Here is a 14,452-nt window from a genome sequence, read left to right as displayed (position 1 = left end):
CTTCCTTGCCTTGAGGATGGCAGTGCCTATTGTTGGCGCGATTTTTCATCATCCCGGGAACCTGCATTTCGATGTCCGCCTTCTCGCGCTTCACGCCGCTGGTCAGCGTCCTTCCTTCCACCGTTCCCTTTGTCGGCCCCGAGGCCATCGAGCGCCAGCGCGGCCTCAAGGTCGAGGCCCGCATCGGCGCCAATGAAAACGGCTTCGGCCCCGCGCCCTCCGTGCTTGCCGCAATGCGCGAGCAGGCCGGCGATATCTGGAAATACAACGATCCGGAGAACTTCGATCTCCGCGAGGCGCTGGCGACCCATCTCGGCGTGACGGCTGCCAATATCGCGATCGGCGGCGGCATCGACGAACTCCTCGGCCAGATCGTCCGCATGGTGATCGAACCGGGAATGCCGGTCGTCACGTCGCTCGGCGGCTATCCGACCTTCAATTTCCACGTCGCAGGCTTCGGCGGACGGCTGGTGACGGTGCCCTACGTCAACGACCGCGAGGATCTCTCCGGCCTGCTCGATGCGGTGAAACGCGAAAGCGCTCCGCTCGTTTACTTCGCCAATCCGGACAATCCGATGGGAAGCTGGTGGGATGCCGACAGGATCGTCGCCTTCGCCCGCGCCCTTCCGCAAACCTGCCTGCTGGTGCTCGACGAGGCCTATAGCGAAACCGGCCCTGCCGGCTCACTTCCCTCGATCGAGGCGCTGATCGGCCTGCCGAACGTCGTGCGCACCCGTACCTTCTCGAAGGCCTATGGTCTCGCCGGGGCACGCGTCGGCTATGCCATCTCGACGCCCGGCACGGCGCTGGCCTTCGACAAGATCAGGAACCACTTCGGCATGAACCGGCTGGCGACGGCGGCGGCACTTGCCGCGCTCAAGGATCAGGCCTATCTCGCCGAGGTCGTCGGCAATATCCATGCCGCGCGCGAACGCATCGCCTCGATCGCCCGCGCCAACCAGCTTTCGCCGCTGCCGTCGGCCACGAACTTCGTCGCAATCGACGCCGGACGCGACGGTCCCTATGCCCGCTCAATCGTCGACGGGCTGATGCAGCACGGCGTCTTCATCCGCATGCCCGGTGTCGCGCCGCTCAACCGCTGCGTCCGCGTCAGCGTCGGGCCGGAGCGGGATATGGCCCGCTTCGAGGAAGCCCTGCCCCAGGTTCTCCGCTTGCTCGACTAAATGAAAAGACCGCGCCGGCCTTGTTCCTGCCGGTCGCGGTTTCCGTTCTCCCGGCCCCGGCCCCTTCCAAGGCGCCCCGCCAGTCCCCTCTTTTGAGGTTGTTATTTCTCTCAATTGTTCCTTCGCGCCGGAGACGGTCTCAGTGGACCGTCATCCACTCACGGGCGGCGCGGAGTGCCGCGGCGAGCTGCATCTTGTCCATCGTGGCGGCGACATCGGCGCGAAGTTCGGCAGCGCGGTCGTTGCCCTTGATCGCGGCGATGTTCAACCACTTGTGCGCGGCGACGAGATCAACGTCGCAGCCGCGGCCTGTTGCATACATCAGGCCCATTTCGCAGAAGATATCGGCGTTGTTGTCGCCACCCATGGTGGCCATTTCAGCATTGTGCATTTCAAAGCGTGCCATCGGTTTAATCCCTGTTTAGTCTGTTGTCGACTTGCCCTGTTTTACCTTCCGGGCCCTGCCGTCTATCGCAGCTTTCGGTCCCTTCGGTCCGGCGGGTTTGCCCCGCTCGTTTGATGGCTCCACTATGCCGGGACGCTTTCAAAAAACGCCTAAAATGCATGATTAATTTGAGACAAACAAAGTGCAAACGCTTGGTAAAATTGGGTTTTCGTTAAACATCGGAGTCCCTGTGCATTAAGGACTTTCCGGACAATTTTACGAAAGATTCACATTTGAAAATCAACCTTTCGTTCACCACGAAATCAGTCCGCAAAAAGCAAAGCTGGAAACATTCGGCGAAAAGCACCTTGGAAAATCAGCAAAATTTCAAGGTTGCGGCCTGTTTACCTTTACGTTCGCGTCAGTTATTTTCGCCGCGCTCAGGACATCAGGGAGAAAAGGATGATCCGTACTCTTATTGTCGCCGGCGCCATGGCGCTTTCAGCCAGCCTTGCTTGCGCAGGAGGAGCCGATCGTCGGCAACTGGAAGACGGCCTCGGGCGAAACCGCCCAAATCGCTTCTTGCGGCGGCAGCTACTGCGTGACGCTGAAAACCGGCAAATTCGCGGGCAAGAAGATCGGGACCCTTGCCGGCACCGGCGGCGCCTATAACGGCGAGATCACCGACCCTAAAAACGACAAGACCTACAGCGGCTCGGGAAGCCTCTCCGGCAATTCGCTGAAGATGAAGGGCTGCGTGCTTAAGGTACTGTGCAAGTCGCAGACCTGGACGCGGCTTTAGAACCAAAAGCGGCCGCAATAACGGCACGGGATCGGTTTCCAAGGAGGTGCTATCGGGCCAACGCTCGTGAAGTCTCGCGAGCCTGGTCGTCAGGCCGAAGAAATCCCGGACGGACGCCAGCGTGCCCGCATGCAGCCTTCTGACTTTTGCAACATTGCCAAGCGACCTTCAGCAACAATCGAAATCCGCGAACTCACGGCTGGGAGATCTTGAACAAGGAAGGCCGCCCTAACAACGTGGTTAAAGCGACCTCGCCTTTCATCCGACATTCAAGCCATACCCTTGGGTGCCGCCTTCAGCGGGCACGCTGGCCAAAGAGAATCTTCTGCGCTTGCTTGTCCTCGGCGAGATTCGCCTGGCGTTCGCGCTCTTCCTTGCCGACTTCGATACCCCTCAAGACCGCCGGGCGCTGATGCATGCGCTCGAACCAGGCCTTGAGGTTCGGGAAATCATTGAGGTTCTGTCCCTGTCGCTCGTAGGGGATCACCCATCCGATGCAGGCCATGTCGGCGATCGAATAGTCGCCGGCGAAGTAGCCGCGGCCTTCCAGCCGCCTGTTCATCACGCCGTAGAGGCGGTTCACTTCGTTCGTGTAGCGGTTGATGCCGTATTCGATCTTTTCCGGCGCATAGCTGCGGAAGTGGTGCGCCTGGCCGGCCATCGGGCCGAGGCCGCCGACCTGCCAGAAGAGCCATTCTTCCACCTGCACGCGCGTGCGCTCGTCCTGTGGATAGAACTTGCCGTATTTGCGGCCGAGATATTGGAGAATGGCGCCGGATTCGAAGACGGAGATCGGCGCCCCGCCGGGACCGTCCGGATCGATGATCGCCGGCATGCGGTTGTTCGGCGCGATTTTCAGGAAGTCGGGCGCGAACTGCTCGCCCTTGCCGATGTTGATGTACTTCACCTCGTAGGGAACACCGAGTTCCTCGAGCATGATGCTGATCTTAAAGCCGTTCGGGGTCGGCCAGTAATAAAGTTCGATCGGTGCGGTCATGAAATCTCCTTTGCGGGACTAGACACATAAGTTGCGAAGCGCCGCCTTCAAGTCGTCGACCATTGTGAACGCCAAATGAACCGGAACCTCAGCACCCGTTCAGCCGGCGTGTGGCAAGTCTTATCTCAACGATAAGACGCATCTCGGCCCGAGGAACATGGACGTGCTTATTCTCGCAAGACGCTTCACCGTCATCACGCTGTTCGCGGCGGTTTTCGCGATCACATTTTCGGCAGCGGTCGTGCGCGGCGGCGGGGGCGGAGCACAATCGCATTTCGGTGCGAACTACACCTGCCTTAACGTGACCAGCCCCTTTTGCACCGGCGTCCGCTGAACAATTCTCCCGCCGGCCGAAGGCCGCGTCGCTTGCTTGTTAAAAAGGGCAATCTATAATGCGCCATGAGCAAACGAATCTCTCCATTACCTCTTGATATTTCCTCGCCACCTGCTTTTGAACCGCAAAGCTTCGACGATCCAGCGCAGGCCGTCGATGCGCTGACAGCGCTCTACGAACGCAATACCACCTTCCTGATCGACAGTTTTTCGGAGCTTGCCAAGGGCGCGCCGATTACCTCGCGCTACCGCGCCTTCTACCCTCAGGTCAGCATCGAGACGACCAGCTTCGGACATGTCGACTCCCGCCTCTCCTACGGGCATGTGACGGCGCCGGGCGTCTATACGACGACCGTCACCCGGCCGAAGCTTTTCCGTCACTACCTGAAGGAACAGCTGGCGCTCTTGATGAGGAGCCATAACGTTCCGATCGTCGTGTCCGAGTCCTCGACGCCGATCCCGCTGCATTTCGCCTTCGGCGAGGGCGCGCATGTCGAAGCGTCCGCCTCGACCTTCATCGACATCCCGATGCGCGACCTTTTCGACACGCCGGACCTCAATACGACCGACGACGAGATCGCCAACGGAGAATATATCCCGCCGCCGGGCGAGCCCTCGCCGCTTGCCGCTTTCACGGCGCAGCGCACCGATTATTCGCTCGCCCGCCTTGCCCACTACACAGCAACGAGCGCGCAGCACTTCCAGAACTTCGTGCTTTTCACGAATTACCAGTTCTATATGGACGAGTTCTGCGCCTGGGCGCGCGCGACGATAGCCAAGGGCGGCGGCGAAGACGGCTATACGGCCTTCGTCGAGCCGGGCAACATCATCACCCACGCCGGATCGTGCCAGCCGGAAACCGATGCCACGGCCCCGCGCTTGCCGCAGATGCCTGCTTATCACCTGAAGAAAAAGGGCCATGCCGGGATCACCATGATCAATATCGGCGTCGGTCCCTCCAACGCCAAGACGATCACCGACCACGTGGCCGTTCTGCGCCCACATGCATGGCTGATGCTTGGCCACTGCGCCGGGTTGCGCAACAGCCAGCGGCTCGGCGACTATGTCCTGGCGCACGCCTATATGCGCGAGGATCATGTTCTCGACGACGACCTGCCGGTCTGGGTGCCGATCCCCGCGCTTGCCGAAGTGCAGGTGGCGCTGGAAGCAGCCGTCGCCGAAATCACCGGCTACGAAGGCTTCGAGCTGAAGCGCATCATGCGCACCGGCACCGTCGGTACGATCGACAACCGCAACTGGGAACTACGCGACCAGCGCGGCCCTGTGAAGCGGCTCTCCCAGGCGCGTGCCATCGCGCTCGACATGGAATCGGCAACGATCGCGGCCAACGGCTTCCGCTTCCGTGTGCCCTACGGCACGCTTCTTTGCGTTTCCGACAAGCCGCTGCATGGCGAGCTGAAACTGCCGGGCATGGCGACCGCCTTCTATCGAACACAGGTCAACCAGCACCTGCAGATCGGCATCCGCGCCATCCAGAAGCTTGCGGCAATGCCGCCGGAGGCACTGCATTCCCGCAAGCTTCGCAGCTTCTTCGAGACGGCCTTCCAGTAGGCCGTTTCAATCCGCTTCTGCCACCGTGCGATCCGCAACCATTTGCGGGTCGTCATGGCGTGCGGCCGCAATCTGCAGTCCTGTGATGACCGCTGCAAACACCGCAAGGGCAACCACCATCCGCCCGAGAAACTGGCCAATATCTGTCGCGTAAAGCTCATCGCGAGGCTGCTCCGTGCGGCGCGCCCAGATGAGGCTTGCGATGGCGACTTCCAGAACTCCCATGTCCTTCACTCCTTCAATGTTATCGATGGAGCTTTGTCGAATGCGCGCCGCTGATTTCGACAGTTGGGGCGAACAAAGATTTTTTTCTTTGCTGTCGAATTCAGCCTAGTCTCTTCGTCAACATGCTGTGAGAGGCAGCCTGGAGGAGGCAAGCGATGAAATATCTGTGTCAGGTGTGGTTCGAGCCATCCGTGCTCGAGCGTATGGGGAACGAGGAGAAGAAGAAGCTCGACAGGGATTCGCTTGGTTATGATGAGGACCTCGTCGCAAGCGGCCACATGATCCACGCCGAGGCTCTACAATCGCCGAAGAGTGCAGTAACCATCCGTGTCCGCAATGGCGAGGTGTCGGTGACAGATGGCCCCTATGCCGAGACGAAGGAACAACTCGGCGGCTTCATCCTGATCGAGGCCAACGATCTGAATGATGCGATCCGTGTCGCAGCCGGTATTCCACTGGCAAAGCTCGGCAGCATTGAAGTTCGTCCTGTCTACACGTTCGGCTGAGGAAGCACGCCATGAAGTTTCTTTGCCAGGTCTGGTTCGATACCGAAAAAAGCAAGCTGGTCCCGCAGGAAGAATGGGAGGCGCTGACGCAGGAATGCATCGTCAGTGACGATCTCTGGCGCGAGCGCGGTTTCCTTCAGGTTGCGCTTGCGCTGCGCGAGCCCGCGTCAGCCGTCACTCTGCGCATCCGCAAGGGCACGACGGTTGCCACGGATGGTCCCTTCGCAGAAATCAAGGAGCACCTCGGCGGCTTCGTATTGCTCGAAGCTAGGGACATGGAAGAAGCGAAATCGATCGTTTCGACCTTCCCGATCCTGAAATATGCCTCTGTCGAGATCCGCCCTGCCTATTCCATCAAAGACGGAGAGTAGATCGATGCGTTATGTTTGCCTGATCTACAATTCCGCAGACGTTGACGGCACGCTGACGCCGAAGGAGACTGGCGAACTCGTCAGAGCGCATTTCAGCTTCGACGAAGGGCTGCGCCGCAACGGCATCATGATCCACTCCGATGCGCTGGAAATGCCGGAGAAAGCAACCGTGCTGCGGGTCCGCAACAACGCACTGCAGGCGACCGATGGGCCTTATGTGGAAACCAAGGAGCATCTTGCGGGTTTCTGCGTGATCCAAGCACCGGACGATGCAGCGGCGAAGGAGATTGCCGCACGCATCCCCTCCGCACGCGTCGGCGCCGTGGAACTGCGGCCGGTGCGGATACTCACTTTACCGGAGTAGCATTTGGAGAAACTGATCGAGGACATCTACCGGTCGCAATCGCAGACGGGTGCCGGCAACTCTCATCCGCCTGCTCGGCGATTTCGATCGGGCGGAGGAGGCCCTGCACGACGCTTTTGCGGCGGCCGCGCGCGCTTGGCCGCGCGATGGCGTTCCCGGCAATCCTTTTTCATGGCTCGTTTCCACCGGCCGCCACAAGGCAATCGACCATATCCGGAGGCGCTCGCGCTTCGATGCATCGCTGAAGGACATCGAGGATAGCCTGTACGGCGAGGCCGACGCGACCGAGATCGGCGACATGGAGCTTATCGGCGACGACATGCTGCGGCTGATCTTCACCTGCTGCCATCCGGCCATTCCATCCGACGCGCAGATGGCAATGGCGCTGCGCGAAGTCTGCGGCCTGACGACCGAGGAAATCGCCCATGCATTCCTCGTTCCGGCCCCGACCGTCGCACAGCGGATCGTGCGGGCAAAGATCGAGATACGTTCCGACCGCATCCCTTACGAAGTTCCGGACCTCGACGAACTGCCGGAGCGCCTCGACCGCGTGCTACACGTCATCTACCTCGTCTTCAACGAGGGCTATTCGGCTTCTTGGGGCACAGAAGTGGTACGGACGGACCTGACGGCCGAGGCGATCCGGCTGGCGCGGCTGGTGGCGGACTTGCTGCCGCACCCCGATGTCGAGGGCCTGCTGGCGCTGATGCTGCTGCAGGACTCTCGCGGGCTGGCGCGGTGCGCTGAGGACCGCAGCCTGATCCTGCTTGCAGAGCAGGATCGATCGACCTGGGATCGCAGGAAGATAGAAGAAGGCCTGGACCTGTTGCGGCGGGCGATGGAACCTAGCGAAGTTGGCCTCTACACTGTCCAGGCCGCTATCGCCGCCGAACATGCCAAGGCCGATACGCCGGAGGCAACGGATTGGCCGCGCATCGCTGCCTATTACGATCTGCTGATTACCGCGCAGCCCTCGCCGATCGTCGAACTCAACCGCGCAGTGGCGATCGCAATGTCGGAAGGACCGCAGAGAGGGCTTGAGATCATCGACGGCATCCTGGCATCCGGAAAGCTCGGCACCTATCACCTTGCCCATGCCGCACGCGCCGATTTCCTGCGCCAGCTCGGCCGACCGGCGGAGGCGATCACCGCCTATGAACGCGCGCTGTCCCTTTGTCAGCAAGGGCCTGAGCTGGCTTTCCTGCGCAAGAGGATATCAGAGCTGACGGCGGCGCCCGAGGGGCAGTGAGATTGCTGTTCCCGTCAAGGCGGAGACGATGATCAACAGATGTGCGTTGATGCTTGCCTGCGCCAGGGCTGCAAGCGCCGCCTTTCCGCCCGGTGCCCCCAAGGCTACGGCGCCTGCGGTAATGCCCGCGGGATAGGTGCCAACGCCGCCCGGCGCATGGACCGGCAGAACCGATGAAAGCTCGCCGCCGAGCGCGCCGCCGAAGCTTGCCGTGAGCGGCGAAACGCCCGATGAGGCTAAGCGCCCAGGCGAGCACGACGACCTTCACCAGCCAGTTCACCGCCGTCATGGCCCAGGCCCGCGCGAAGGCTGAGGCATTTGCGGGCAGGCCGTTTTCGATCTCCGACAAGAAGCCTTGCGCCTTGGCGGGAAAGAGCCGGAAGCCGAAGCGAAGCAATGGCATGCGGATCAGGAAAGCGGTGATCGGCAAGAACAGGAATGCGGCCCACAAAAGCCAGGCCAGAACGGCATTCGGGGCAGCTGCCGCAAATCCGATGCCGGCTGCGGCAAGCAGCGCGTGCAGATCGAGGAGACGCATGACAAGCAGGGCAGAGGTTGCCCGCGTCAGCGGAATGCCGAATTCCGCGCGCATGAGAACCGGAAAGCTCGTCTCCCCGGTGCGGAACGGCATCATGATATTGAGCAGGTTATGAACCTGCGTCACCCGAAAAAGCGTGCGGAATCTGCCCGCCGTCTCCCGCGGGAAGTAATCGAGAATGCGCCAGGTCCGCAGGAAATAGGTACTGGTCAATAATGCAAGAGCCACAAGGATCGGCATCACGCCGACGGCGGCCCATTGGGCGATGATGGCCGACCATCCCCAGAACCACTCGATGAACGATGCATAGGCTGCGACGATTACGACCGTCAGCAGTGTGGCATGCGATTGCGCCCGAACCAGGATTGTCGGCTGGCGCCAACCGGAGAGTTCATGTACTAGGCTTCCTGACTTCAGCGGCCAAAACGCCGCTCGACTGGCCGTCACGGCCTTTTAGGAGCAATAACAGTTGCAGACAACGTCAGAGTCGCTGCAAAGCGCAAATGATCTAACGCAGTCGCTCGAACTTTCGCTTGTGGTGCCAGTCTTCAACGAGCAAGAAAGCGTCGGCCCGCTTGTCGAACGCATCTGCGATGCGATGGTCGCCTATCCTTACCGGTGGGAGCTTATCCTGATCGATGACGGCAGCACGGATGCCACGCTCGTCAATGCCCGCAAATATCTTGGGCGTGAAGGGCTGGCGCTCAGGATCGTGGAGTTGCAGCGCAACTTCGGTCAGACCGCTGCGATGCAGGCCGGCATCGACACGGCGCAAGGCCGGCTGATTGCAACGATGGACGGCGACCTGCAGAATGATCCGAAAGACATTCCTTCGATGATTTCCGAACTCGAGCGCCGTGAACTCGATCTTCTGGTCGGCTGGCGCAAGAACCGCAAGGACGGCCTGCTGCTGCGCAAGATTCCCTCATGGTGCGCCAACTATCTGATCGGCCGCATCACCGGCGTGAAACTGCACGACTATGGCTGCAGTCTGAAGATCTACCGCGCCTCCATCATCAAGCAGGTGAAGCTGATGGGCGAAATGCACCGCTTCATCCCCGCCTGGGTCGCCGGTGTCGTCCCGAGCTCGCGCATCGGCGAAATGGCAGTCACGCACCATGCTCGCCAGCACGGCCAGTCGAAATACGGCATCTCGCGAACCTTCCGCGTAATCCTCGATCTGCTGTCGGTGATGTTCTTCATGCGCTACAAGGCGCGGCCCGGCCATTTCTTCGGCTCGCTCGGCCTTGGCCTCGGAGCACTCGCAACACTGATCCTGCTTTACCTGTTCTTCGACAAGTTCATTCTCGGCAACGATATCGGTACCCGCCCGATGCTCATGGTCGGCGTCGTGCTGCTGCTTTCGTCCGTGCAGTTGATCACGACTGGCATTTTGGCCGAGATGATTGCCCGCACCTACTATCGCGACGACGCTTCGCCTAATTACATCGTGCGGCAGATTTTCGATGGAAGCGACGTTTGAGAGGCGGCGGGGCAGCTCGCTGCGGCATCGAGCCGGACGCGATCGGCTCGCTGGCGCTCCCGTACCACTTCTGCAAGAGCGGCAACACCTTTGCGCTTGGCTATGTCTTGTTTGAACGGAAATGAAATGAACGAGGACGTGGACAAGGCCCGCAACGTCGACATGCGGTGGTTTTTCGCTGTGCTTGCCGCATATTTTCTCATACAGATCGCCGTTCGCGTGGCGATGCCGCCGACACTCGGGCTCGACGAAGCCGAGCAGGCCTTCCGCTCGCAATGGCTTGCCGCCGGTTATGGCCCGCAGCCGCCTTTCTATAACTGGCTGCAATATGCCGCCTTTTCGATCAGTGGTGTCTCGCTGCTTTCGCTTGCCGTCGTCAAGAATGCGCTGCTCTTCACATCCTACGTGATTTACGGCCTGACGGCGCGGATGATCCTGAAGAACAGCATGCTTGCGGTGGTCGCAACGCTCGGGCTCCTGACGCTTCCGCAGGTCGCATTCGAAATGCAGCGCGACCTGACGCATACGGTCGCGGTGTTCTTCTCCGGCTGCGTCTTCCTCTACGGATTTATCCGATCGCTCAAGAAGCCGGATCTGTTCTCATATCTCGTGACCGGCATCGGCATCGGCATCGGCCTGCTGTCCAAATATAATTTCGCCCTTCTGCCCGCTTCGGCGCTCTTGGCGGCACTGCTCGATCCGCAGATGCGCAAGCGCGTCTTCGACTGGCGCATGGCCTTGACCGCAATCAGCGCTCTCGTCATCGCACTGCCGCATCTCTTCTGGCTGAAGGACAATCTCGGTTTCGCAACGGCCCGGACACTGAAAAAGCTGACCGACGGCGGCAATGCGAGCTACGTCGTGCAGGTCGCCATGGGTTCAGGGTTGCTCGTTCTGGCAGTGATTGGCTTTTGTGCGGTCACGTTGCTTGTCTTCGCGATCGCGTTCGGCAAGCCATTTCTCTCGGCCTTCTCCGGCAGGTCGGAGTGGACGCAGCTCCTTCGAGCGCATTATGCTTTTTTCCATCCTTGGCATCCTGCTTCTCGTCATTTTCGGCGGAGCGGCCCATGTCAAGGATCGCTGGCTGGTGCCGCTCTTCTTCATCTTCCCGCTTTATCTTTGCCTGAAGATCGAGGCATCGAATGTTGCGGTTCTAAATCCCTTGCGCCGCCTCGTACCGGTCATCGCGATAATCATGATCGCCGTTCCAAGTATTCTCTTCGGACGCATTGCAGCTGCCACTTTGAACGGCGATTACGAGCGTTTGAACGTTCCCTACGCGCAGCTCGCCGCAGCGCTCCGGCAACAGGGCGAGCCTGCCGCTATTCTCGCGGAAGGCAGCCTGCTTGCGGGGAATTTGCGGAAGGACCTTCTTCCGGCGACCGTGATTTCAACGGACTATCCAGGGTTCAAGCCTACGGTCTCGATCTCGAAGGAGCGCCCGCTGCTCGTGGTCTGGCCGCTAAACACTGCACAAGGCAATGCCCTGCCCGCCAAAGCGGCCGAGTGGCTAAAATCGGTGCCGGAGCTCGGCAGCATCGCGCCCGAGGTTTCGACGATCGAGGTTCCGTATTACTACGCCCGCAACGGCGATTCCTATCGTTTCGGCTACGCGTGGGTCGCGCCCGCGGATTAGATTTTCAGTTCCTTCCACGCCGCATCCAGCGCGATCCTTGCGATCCGCGCCATTTCGTCCACCTCATCACGAGTGATGACAAGTGGCGGGGACGCCAGCATGCGGTCGCCGGTGGCCCGCAGCACGAGGCCGTTCGCGAGTGCATGGTTGCGGACGAGCGCTCCGACCGCGTCGGGCTTTTCGAATCGGGTGCGCGTCTTCTTATCGGCAGTGAGCTGCAGGCCGCCCATCAGGCCGATGCTCACCGCTTCGCCAACGAGGTCATGGTCGCCGAGAGCGCCCCAAGCTTTGGCAAAGTAAGGACCGATGTCGCCGCGGACGCGCTCGACCAGCTTTTCGTCCTCGATGATGCGCAAGTTCTCCAGCGCCGCGGCGGCGCAGACCGGATGGCCGGAATAGGTGAAGCCGTGGTTGAAGTCTCCGACCTCGTTGATCAGCACATCGGCGATGCGACCGCTGACCAACACGCCGCCGATCGGCAGGTAGCCCGATGAGAGACCCTTGGCGATCGGCGCCAGATCTGGCTCGACGCCGAAATGCTGATGGCCGAACCATTCGCCGAGACGGCCGAAGCCGCAGATGACTTCGTCGGCAACGAGCAGGATGTTGCGCGCCTTGCAGATGCGGTCGATCTCCGGCCAATAGGTCTCGGGCGGGACGACGACGCCCGCCGCACCCTGCACCGGCTCTGCGACGAAAGCGGCGACATTCTCCTCGCCGAGCTCATCGATCTTCGCCTCCAGTTCGCGGGCCACCTTAAGGCCGAATTCGGCGACCGAGAGGTCGCCGCCCTCGCTGTACCAATAGGGCTGGCCGATATGGACGATGCCGGGGATCGGCAGGTCGCCCTGCTCATGCATATATTTCATGCCGCCGAGGCTGGCACCGGCAACCGTCGAGCCGTGGTAGCCGTTCTTGCGGGCGATCACGATCCTCTTCGAAGGCTTGCCGACCGCACTCCAATAGACGCGCGCCATGCGGAACCAGGTATCGTTGGCCTCTGAGCCGGAGCCGGTGAAGAAGACATGGTTGAAGCGCGGGCCGGCATGCGCGGTTACCTTTTCCGCAAGCAGCGTCGTCGGCGTGCTCGTGGTGCCGAAGAAGGTGTTGTAGTAAGGTAGCTCGTTCATCTGCCGCGCGACGGCATCGGTGATTTCCTTGCGGGCGTAGCCGATATTGACGCACCAGAGCCCGGCAAAACCATCCAGATACTTCTTGCCGTGGTTATCCCAGATGTAGACGCCCTCGCCGCGCTGGATGATGCGCGTGCCGTCGGCATTCAGCTTCTTCATGTCGGAAAAGGGATGCAGATGATGGGCGGCATCGATGGCGGCGAGATTTGAGCGCTGGTAAGTATCGGACATGATTTGCAAAACACCTGCGGAGATTGAAAGGGCCGTCTCAATGAGCTACGACCTTGGCCTTGTCCGAAGGGATTTTCAAGATCATGACGGCCGACATCATGCATGGCAAAGCGGCAACAGGCGAACCGAGGATCGAAATCCTGCTGGTCGGCATGAACGGGGATTTGCGCGGCAAGCAGATCCCGCTTTATGCCCAGAAGAAAATCTGGGAAGGCGAGGTGCGTCTCCCCTCCTCGACGCAGTCGCTCGATATCTGGGGCGACGATAATGACGACATCACCGGCCTGTCGCTGACGATCGGCGATCCGGACGGCAATTGCATCGCCGATGAGCGCAGCCTTGCGCCGATGCCCTGGGCGGCGCCAGAAGGCTCCATGCAGGTGCTGGCAACCATGCACGAATTCGACGGCAGCCCGAGCTTCATGGATCCGCGAGCGATCCTGGCAGCGGTGCTGAAGCGCTACGAAGAGCGCGGCCTCACGCCGGTCGTCGCGACGGAACTCGAATTCTATGTGATGGAGCAGGACTGGCGCGATACTGGCCGTCCCTCGCCGCCGAAAAGCCTGACCTATCGCGGCGAGCCGAACGGTTTCCAGCTCTACGACATGAGCGCCGTCGATGCGCTCGACGATTACCTGCAGACGGTGCGCGCCTATGCCAAGGCGCAGAACCTGCCTGCGGAGGCGACGACGGCCGAGTTCGGGCCCGGGCAATTCGAAATCAACCTGCTGCACCGGCCCGATGCCTTGGCCGCCGCCGACGACTGCATTTACCTGAAGCGCATCGCCGAACAGGCCGCCCGCAAGCACGGCCTCAAATCGACTTGCATGGCCAAGCCCTATTCCGAACATGCCGGCTCCGGCCTGCATGTGCATGCGAGCGTCATCGACAGGGAAGGCCGCAATATCCTCGATGCAAAGGGCTGCGAGCCGAAGCGGCTGAAATCCGCCTGCGCCGGAATGCTGAACACGATGCGCGAGGCGCAGCTGATCTTTGCGCCTTTCGCCAATTCCTACCGCCGCTTCCAGCCGGGCTCCTTTGCGCCCATCGACCTCACTTGGGGCACCGGCCATCGCGGCACGGCGATCCGCATCCCGGATACGTACGGGCCGGCAGCGCGCATCGAGCATCGGGTCGCCGGCGCAGATGCCAATCCTTACCTGCTGCTTTCCGCCATCCTCGGCGGCATGCTGCTTGGCCTCGACGACGATCTCGACCCCGGCAAGGAGACGACGCCGTCGCATGTGCCGGAAAACACGGTGCGGCTGACGCATGATTTCCTGACGGCGGTGGAAGCCTTTCGCGCATCGCCCTTCATCGCCAATATCTTCGGCGAGCGCTATCAGAAACTCTACGGCGACACCAAATACAAGGAAGCCATCACCTATCTGCGCACGGTCTCTGACTTCGACTACCGGACCTATCTGCCGCGCGTCTAAGGCC

The 14,452-nt window shown here is 60.9% G+C and carries 12 protein-coding genes and 4 pseudogenes; 11 read left to right on the top strand and 5 right to left on the bottom strand.

Annotated elements, in window-relative coordinates:
- Positions 1-71 precede the first annotated feature (71 nt).
- Complete coding sequence (locus tag ACW4PC_RS01555; RefSeq protein WP_455872638.1) at positions 72-1,184, top strand: pyridoxal phosphate-dependent aminotransferase; 1,113 nt, start codon at positions 72-74, stop codon at positions 1,182-1,184.
- Between the two features lie 139 nt (positions 1,185-1,323).
- Here the strand turns inward: ACW4PC_RS01555 and ACW4PC_RS01550 are convergent, their stop codons facing one another.
- Positions 1,324-1,590 carry a sel1 repeat family protein gene (locus tag ACW4PC_RS01550; RefSeq protein ID WP_022714612.1) on the bottom strand — a complete coding sequence of 89 codons (267 nt, stop codon included), beginning with the start codon at positions 1,588-1,590 and terminating at the stop codon, positions 1,324-1,326.
- Positions 1,591-2,031: 441 nt separating this feature from the next.
- Between ACW4PC_RS01550 and ACW4PC_RS01545 the strand changes: the two are divergent.
- Positions 2,032-2,371, top strand: a pseudogene (locus tag ACW4PC_RS01545) (DUF2147 domain-containing protein).
- 295 nt (positions 2,372-2,666) lie between these two features.
- Here ACW4PC_RS01545 and ACW4PC_RS01540 read toward each other — a convergent pair.
- Positions 2,667-3,368 (bottom strand): glutathione S-transferase family protein, encoded by a 702-nt coding sequence (locus tag ACW4PC_RS01540; RefSeq protein ID WP_455872637.1) that lies wholly within the window; start codon positions 3,366-3,368, stop codon positions 2,667-2,669.
- Positions 3,369-3,525: 157 nt separating this feature from the next.
- On the opposite strand from ACW4PC_RS01540, the gene ACW4PC_RS01535 reads away from it, so the two are divergent.
- Together ACW4PC_RS01535 and ACW4PC_RS01530 are read left to right on the top strand one after the other, a co-directional pair.
- Positions 3,526-3,702, top strand: coding sequence for a hypothetical protein (locus ACW4PC_RS01535; RefSeq protein ID WP_022714609.1), 177 nt, complete (start codon positions 3,526-3,528; stop codon positions 3,700-3,702).
- A gap of 65 nt (positions 3,703-3,767) precedes the next feature.
- On the top strand, positions 3,768-5,273 hold the full coding sequence (locus ACW4PC_RS01530) for an AMP nucleosidase (protein WP_039844391.1): 1,506 nt from the start codon (positions 3,768-3,770) through the stop codon (positions 5,271-5,273).
- A 6-nt stretch (positions 5,274-5,279) separates the two neighbouring features.
- On the opposite strand, the gene ACW4PC_RS01525 is transcribed toward ACW4PC_RS01530, so the two are convergent.
- Entirely contained in the window at positions 5,280-5,498 is a 219-nt protein-coding gene (locus ACW4PC_RS01525) for a hypothetical protein (RefSeq protein ID WP_455872636.1), read from the bottom strand.
- Positions 5,499-5,653: 155 nt separating this feature from the next.
- Between ACW4PC_RS01525 and ACW4PC_RS01520 the strand changes: the two genes are divergently transcribed.
- The 4 genes and pseudogenes from ACW4PC_RS01520 to ACW4PC_RS01505 all read left to right on the top strand — a co-directional run bounded on the left by ACW4PC_RS01520 (position 5,654) and on the right by ACW4PC_RS01505 (position 7,988).
- The gene (locus ACW4PC_RS01520) at positions 5,654-6,004 is read left to right on the top strand and encodes a YciI family protein (protein WP_455872635.1); all 351 of its coding nucleotides are present in this window, start codon (positions 5,654-5,656) and stop codon (positions 6,002-6,004) included.
- Between the two features lie 11 nt (positions 6,005-6,015).
- Positions 6,016-6,375 (top strand): YciI family protein, encoded by a 360-nt coding sequence (locus ACW4PC_RS01515; RefSeq protein WP_455872634.1) that lies wholly within the window; start codon positions 6,016-6,018, stop codon positions 6,373-6,375.
- Positions 6,376-6,379: 4 nt separating this feature from the next.
- Positions 6,380-6,739: a YciI family protein gene (locus ACW4PC_RS01510; protein ID WP_455872633.1), complete on the top strand. Its 360-nt coding sequence runs from the start codon at positions 6,380-6,382 to the stop codon at positions 6,737-6,739.
- Positions 6,740-6,742: 3 nt separating this feature from the next.
- Positions 6,743-7,988, top strand: a pseudogene (locus ACW4PC_RS01505) (RNA polymerase sigma factor).
- Here ACW4PC_RS01505 and ACW4PC_RS01500 read toward each other — a convergent pair.
- Positions 7,956-8,921: pseudogene (locus tag ACW4PC_RS01500) on the bottom strand (lysylphosphatidylglycerol synthase domain-containing protein). The pseudogenes ACW4PC_RS01505 and ACW4PC_RS01500 overlap by 33 nt on opposite strands.
- 74 nt (positions 8,922-8,995) lie before the next feature.
- On the opposite strand from ACW4PC_RS01500, the gene ACW4PC_RS01495 reads away from it, so the two are divergent.
- Positions 8,996-10,009, top strand: coding sequence for a glycosyltransferase family 2 protein (locus ACW4PC_RS01495; RefSeq protein WP_455872632.1), 1,014 nt, complete (start codon positions 8,996-8,998; stop codon positions 10,007-10,009).
- Positions 10,010-10,147: 138 nt separating this feature from the next.
- A pseudogene (locus ACW4PC_RS01490) lies at positions 10,148-11,645 on the top strand (glycosyltransferase family 39 protein).
- Here the strand turns inward: ACW4PC_RS01490 and ACW4PC_RS01485 are convergent.
- The gene (locus ACW4PC_RS01485; RefSeq protein ID WP_455872631.1) at positions 11,642-13,009 is read right to left on the bottom strand and encodes an aspartate aminotransferase family protein; all 1,368 of its coding nucleotides are present in this window, start codon (positions 13,007-13,009) and stop codon (positions 11,642-11,644) included. The pseudogene ACW4PC_RS01490 and the gene ACW4PC_RS01485 overlap by 4 nt on opposite strands.
- Before the next feature lie 83 nt (positions 13,010-13,092).
- Here ACW4PC_RS01485 and ACW4PC_RS01480 point away from each other — a divergent pair, with 83 nt between their 5' ends.
- Positions 13,093-14,448 (top strand): glutamine synthetase family protein, encoded by a 1,356-nt coding sequence (locus tag ACW4PC_RS01480; RefSeq protein ID WP_455872929.1) that lies wholly within the window; start codon positions 13,093-13,095, stop codon positions 14,446-14,448.
- The last annotated feature ends 4 nt before the right edge of the window (positions 14,449-14,452 follow it).

The organism is Rhizobium yanglingense (assembly GCF_977109285.1).
The sequence above is the reverse complement of the archived record's forward strand: the minus strand, read 5'-3'. Positions and strand labels throughout refer to the sequence as shown.

Bases quoted from the DNA above. Each gene is read 5' to 3' on its own strand.
- ACW4PC_RS01555 (WP_455872638.1), top strand. From the start codon at position 72: ATGTCCGCCTTCTCGCGCTTCACGCCGCTGGTCAGCGTCCTTCCTTCC.
- ACW4PC_RS01550 (WP_022714612.1), bottom strand. From the start codon at position 1,590: ATGGCACGCTTTGAAATGCACAATGCTGAAATGGCCACCATGGGTGGC.
- ACW4PC_RS01540 (WP_455872637.1), bottom strand. From the start codon at position 3,368: ATGACCGCACCGATCGAACTTTATTACTGGCCGACCCCGAACGGCTTT.
- ACW4PC_RS01535 (WP_022714609.1), top strand. From the start codon at position 3,526: ATGGACGTGCTTATTCTCGCAAGACGCTTCACCGTCATCACGCTGTTC.
- ACW4PC_RS01530 (WP_039844391.1), top strand. From the start codon at position 3,768: ATGAGCAAACGAATCTCTCCATTACCTCTTGATATTTCCTCGCCACCT.
- ACW4PC_RS01525 (WP_455872636.1), bottom strand. From the start codon at position 5,498: ATGGGAGTTCTGGAAGTCGCCATCGCAAGCCTCATCTGGGCGCGCCGC.
- ACW4PC_RS01520 (WP_455872635.1), top strand. From the start codon at position 5,654: ATGAAATATCTGTGTCAGGTGTGGTTCGAGCCATCCGTGCTCGAGCGT.
- ACW4PC_RS01515 (WP_455872634.1), top strand. From the start codon at position 6,016: ATGAAGTTTCTTTGCCAGGTCTGGTTCGATACCGAAAAAAGCAAGCTG.
- ACW4PC_RS01510 (WP_455872633.1), top strand. From the start codon at position 6,380: ATGCGTTATGTTTGCCTGATCTACAATTCCGCAGACGTTGACGGCACG.
- ACW4PC_RS01485 (WP_455872631.1), bottom strand. From the start codon at position 13,009: ATGTCCGATACTTACCAGCGCTCAAATCTCGCCGCCATCGATGCCGCC.
- ACW4PC_RS01480 (WP_455872929.1), top strand. From the start codon at position 13,093: ATGACGGCCGACATCATGCATGGCAAAGCGGCAACAGGCGAACCGAGG.